The 4,352-nt window shown below is 75.2% G+C and carries 5 protein-coding genes; 3 read left to right on the top strand and 2 right to left on the bottom strand.

Features of this window, described 5'->3' with window-relative positions; genetic code table 11:
- Positions 1-180: 180 nt before the first annotated feature.
- Positions 181-405, bottom strand: coding sequence for a hypothetical protein (locus ACWEVO_RS31115; RefSeq protein WP_452311034.1), 225 nt, complete (start codon positions 403-405; stop codon positions 181-183).
- A 168-nt stretch (positions 406-573) separates the two neighbouring features.
- Between ACWEVO_RS31115 and ACWEVO_RS31110 the strand changes: the two genes are divergently transcribed.
- Together ACWEVO_RS31110 and ACWEVO_RS31105 are read left to right on the top strand one after the other, a co-directional pair.
- Complete coding sequence (locus ACWEVO_RS31110) at positions 574-1,518, top strand: serine/threonine-protein kinase (protein ID WP_452311033.1); 945 nt, start codon at positions 574-576, stop codon at positions 1,516-1,518.
- Between the two features lie 89 nt (positions 1,519-1,607).
- Positions 1,608-2,036, top strand: a complete 429-nt coding sequence (locus tag ACWEVO_RS31105) for an OsmC family protein (protein ID WP_452311032.1) — start codon at positions 1,608-1,610, stop codon at positions 2,034-2,036.
- Between the two features lie 4 nt (positions 2,037-2,040).
- Here the strand turns inward: ACWEVO_RS31105 and ACWEVO_RS31100 are convergent, their stop codons facing one another.
- Positions 2,041-2,991, bottom strand: a complete 951-nt coding sequence (locus ACWEVO_RS31100) for an endonuclease/exonuclease/phosphatase family protein (RefSeq protein ID WP_452311031.1) — start codon at positions 2,989-2,991, stop codon at positions 2,041-2,043.
- Positions 2,992-3,435: 444 nt separating this feature from the next.
- On the opposite strand from ACWEVO_RS31100, the gene ACWEVO_RS31095 reads away from it, so the two are divergent.
- Positions 3,436-4,278: a hypothetical protein gene (locus tag ACWEVO_RS31095; protein WP_452311030.1), complete on the top strand. Its 843-nt coding sequence runs from the start codon at positions 3,436-3,438 to the stop codon at positions 4,276-4,278.
- The last annotated feature ends 74 nt before the right edge of the window (positions 4,279-4,352 follow it).

Below are 4,352 nucleotides of genomic sequence, written 5' to 3'. Positions count from 1 at the left end.
ACCGTGGCCTGGGGCACCCGGGACCGGATCCTGCCCCACCGGCAGGCGGCGCTGGCCCGGACCCGGCTGCCGGCGGCCCGGCACCTCGACCTCACCGGCTGCGGCCACGTGCCCATGCACGACGACCCGGACCTGGTCGTCTCGGTCATCCTCGACACCACCCGGGCGGCCTGAGCCGGTTCACTCGGTGGCGCCGAACGGCTCGGTGCGCACGTACCGCATGGTCCAGGTGCCGTAGCCGTCCCGCCGGTCGCGTTCGTAGAGGTGGTCGGCCTCGCCGCCGCCCGGGGCCGCGGCCCCCTCGGGGTGACGCATGATCCAGCGCTGTGGCGGCTCGCCGCCCGGCCCGGCCGGCAGGTCCCGGACCAGGTCGTGGGCCGGCCCGCCGACGAACCGTACGCGCACCTGAGCCACCCCGCACCCTCCGTTCCCGGATCGCGACCGAACGTCACCACAAGCTACCCCGCGGCGCGTCGGCGGGGCCGGAAACCCCCGGTGGTTTGCCCTGCTGAGCGCCCGGGTACCGCGACCCGAAGGCAAGCCGGGGGCCGGAACGAGGACGAGGAGTGGTCGATGAGGACGCTGGGCGGGCGGTACGAGCTCGAACAGCGCGTGGGCATCGGCGGCATGTCGGAGGTCTGGCGCGCCCACGACCTCGTGCTGGACCGGACCGTCGCGGTGAAGCTGATCTCCCCCGGGCAGGACGGCGAGGACACGTCGGTGGAGCGGATCCGCGACGAGGCGCGTTCCGCCGCCCGGCTGGTGCACCCGAACGTGGCCAGCGTGCACGACTTCGGCACCTCGGCGGCGGCGGACGGACGCGAGGTGCCGTACATCGTGATGGAGCTGGCGGAGGGGGAGACGCTCGCGGCGCACCTGCGCGGCGGCCCGCTGGACTGGCGGATCGCCGTGCGGGTCTGCGCCGAGGTGAGCGCCGCCCTGGCCGCCGCGCACGCGCACGGCATCGTGCACCGCGACGTGAAGCCGGCGAACGTCATCCTCACCCCGGCCGGGGTGAAGGTGCTCGACTTCGGCATCGCCACCCCCGCCGGGGCGCCCGATCGCACCCCGGACGGCATGGTCGTGGGCACCCCGGCCTATCTCGCCCCGGAGCAGCTGGACCGGCAGCCGGCGACCCCCGCCGCCGACATGTACGCCCTCGGCGTGCTGCTCTACTACTGCCTGACCGGCCGCCTCCCGTACGCCGCCGACAGCGCCACCCAACTGCTGGGTGCAAGGCGCCGCCAGCCGCCGGAACCGCTGCCGGAGATCGAGGGCCTGCCGGCGGAGATCGCCGACCTGTGCCGCCGCTGCCTCGCCGACGACCCGGCCGCCCGACCGACCAGCCTGATGGCGGGGCTGCTGCTGGCCGAGGTGGTGGACGCCCGGGTGTACGTGCCGATGCTGGCCGCGATGCCGCGGCAGCGGAGCGCGCCGGTGTCGCCGTGGACCGACCGGGCCGCGACCGAGGCGACCGAGGCGATGGCGCTGCCGGCCCCGGAGTGGACCCACTCCTGACCCGTCACCGGGCAGCTTCGGGCTGCTCAGGCACGGTTTCGCCGGCCGGGGGCCGGGTAGCCGGGCGGGTGAGTGACGGGAGGAACGCGATGCCGGATCCGAGTTCCTGGCTGCCCGAGACGGCCACGGCGACCGCCGCGGGTGGTCACGTACGCACCGATGACGGCGGGCTCTCCTCCGCCCTGGCGTCCCCGCTGGCGCCGCACTGCACCGGCCTGACACCGGAGCAGTTGCTGGCCGCCGCGTTCGCCTCCTGCCTGCACCACGCGGCGGTGGAGGCGGCGGGCGAGATCACCGACGAGGCGCACACCGTCGAGGTCACCGCGGAGGCGAAGCTCGGGCGCGACGACGACGGCCGCTACCGGGCCGACGTGCACGCGGAGATCTCCTCGGCGGGGCTGACCCGCGAGCAACTGGCCGACCTGGTGGCGTACGCCGACCGGCTCTGGCCGTTCTCCAGCGGCGACAGCAGCCGGCACCGGCTGACCGTGACGCCGGCCGAGAACGGGCGGCACTGACCGGTCACCAGCGGAAGCCGGCGGTCACCGCCCGGTGGTCGCTGTCCGGGGTGTGCAGCACCCCGGCCGCGGTGGGGGTGAGCCCCCGGTAGAGCACGTGGTCCGGGCGGGTCACCGGGAGCTCGGCCGGCCAGGTGAAGCCGAACCCCTGCCCGGCGTCGGCCTGCGCGTCGTGCAGCAGCCGGGTGAGCGGGACGAAGACGCGGTCGGTGCTGGCGGTGTTCAGGTCGCCCAGTACCACGAGCCGGGGCGCGGGATCGGCCCGTACCGTCGCGGCGAGGGCGGTGAGGGTCTCGTCCCGGGTGGCGGTGCGCCCGGCCCGGGCGGACCCCAGGTGCACCACGTACACGACCAGGTCACCGCCGGGCGCGGCCACCACCGCCCGCAGCGCCCGGTCCCAGCCGAGCCCGGTGTCCACGCCGCGCGACTCCCGGATCGGCCACCGGCTCCACAGCGCCACGGTCGACACGGCGGCGCGGTGCGGGTAGCGGCCGTCCAGCGCCGTGCCGACCCGGACGTCGTCGTCGACCTCCTGGAGGCCGATCAGGTCCGCGCCCGCGCCGGCGACCGCGTCGACGGTGGCGGCCGGGTCGGGGTTTCCGGAGCGGAGGTTCTGGCTGGCGACGCGGACCGAGGCCGGGCCGGCGCCGGCCGCCGGCGGCAGCCACGCGCCGCCGTACAGCGCCAGCCAGACGACCGCGGGCAGTGCGACCGCCACCAGCGCCCGCCGGGACCGGCGCAGCAGCGCCGCGAGCACGAGCGGGGGTACGCCGAGACCGAGCAGCGGGGTGACGCTGTCCACCAGGCTGCCCAGGCCGTGCACATTCGGCACCGCCCGGTGGCCGGCGATGAGCACGGCGAGCAGGACGGCGAGGGCGGCGACCAGCAGTCCGCGCCGGTCCCGGCGACCCTGCGGCTCACCGGCGGCCCGTTCGTCGACCATCTGCCCCGTCACCGTCCGAATCGTATCCAGCCCGCTCGTGCCGCCGACCGTGATCCCGGCACAGCCGCTTCACCTCCCCGTCACGCCCGCACGCGGTGCCCCGGCCCCGCCCGCAGTCCCCGGCCCGCCCGGCGCCTGGCAGGACGGCGTGCTGGTCGCGGACGACTCAGCTCGAAAGGCGGCCCAGGTGCGGCATCGGCCGAGCGGGGATGCCGGCCGTCCCAGGTGGCGGGGGTCGCCATGGGCCGAACGGAGGAGGCGCGACCGGACCGCCACGTACATGATCATCTGTCCGACCCGGTCATCTATTTCCAGTATTTCCGACAAATGCGAAAGCGAGTGATCGCCGGTTTGATGATCTAGCGGGCGTAATGCGGGTGCGGATCATGGCAAATTGTGGCGCATGCCACCAACTACCCCGATGGCAAGCGCCGGAACCCTTTCTAGCCTCGGCGGGTGCATCCCGACGACTCCCCAGCGCAGCAGCCGACCGAGAAGCGCCCCGTTCGCCGTACGATCGACCCCGCATCAGCCGAAAGGAGGACCGGCCGCCACCGGGCCCCGGAGCCGCCCCGGCGCCGGGTGCTCGCCTCCGCTCCCGGCCGGGTCGTGGTCGCCACCGGCGTGACCTGCTGCCTCGGGCTCATCGGCTTCGTCGGCGCCGAGCAGCCCGGACCGCAGCACGCGCCCGTCCGCGAGATGATGGCCGACCGCGCGGCCGACGCCGCGATCGACCGCGCCACCCGCGACTACCAGCGCCCCGCTCCCCCGGTCGCCGTGCCGGTCACCCCGATCCCGGCCGCCACCCCGAGCCCGGTACCCGTGAAGAAGGTGGCGAAGAAGAAGCCGGTCCGGCCGAAGCATCCCCGCCCGGTCGCCGGCCTCGACCAGCGCCAGATGGACAACGCCAAGGTGATCGTCGACGTCGGGCGGGCCATGAAGATGCCGCGCCGGGCCCTCGTCGTGGCCGTCGCGACCGCCATGCAGGAGAGCGACCTCTACAACCTGGCCAGCGATGTGCTGCCGGAGTCCTTCGACTACCCGCACCAGGGCAGCGGCTCCGACCACGACTCAATCGGGCTCTTCCAGCAGCGGCCCAGCAGCGGCTGGGGCACCGTCGCGCAGATCATGAGCCCGGCGTACGCGGCCCGGGCCTTCTTCTCCGCGCTCAACGAGGTGCCCGGCTGGGCGGACATGAGCATCACCGAGGCCGCCCAGGCCGTGCAGGTCTCCGCCTACCCCGACGCGTACGCGCAGCACGAGGACCGGGCAACCACGGTGGTCGCCGCGCTGGTCTGAGGCGGAACTCAGGCGGCGGTGCGCTCGGCCGGCCCCGGTCCCGGCCCCGGGTCGCCGCCCGCGCCCGCCGCGAC

It is taken from the genome of Micromonospora sp. NPDC003776 (assembly GCF_053605645.1).
Note: the sequence above shows the minus strand (reverse complement) of the source record. Positions and strands in the feature narration are given on the sequence as shown.

Bases quoted from the DNA above. Each gene is read 5' to 3' on its own strand.
- ACWEVO_RS31110 (WP_452311033.1), top strand. From the start codon at position 574: ATGAGGACGCTGGGCGGGCGGTACGAGCTCGAACAGCGCGTGGGCATC.
- ACWEVO_RS31105 (WP_452311032.1), top strand. From the start codon at position 1,608: ATGCCGGATCCGAGTTCCTGGCTGCCCGAGACGGCCACGGCGACCGCC.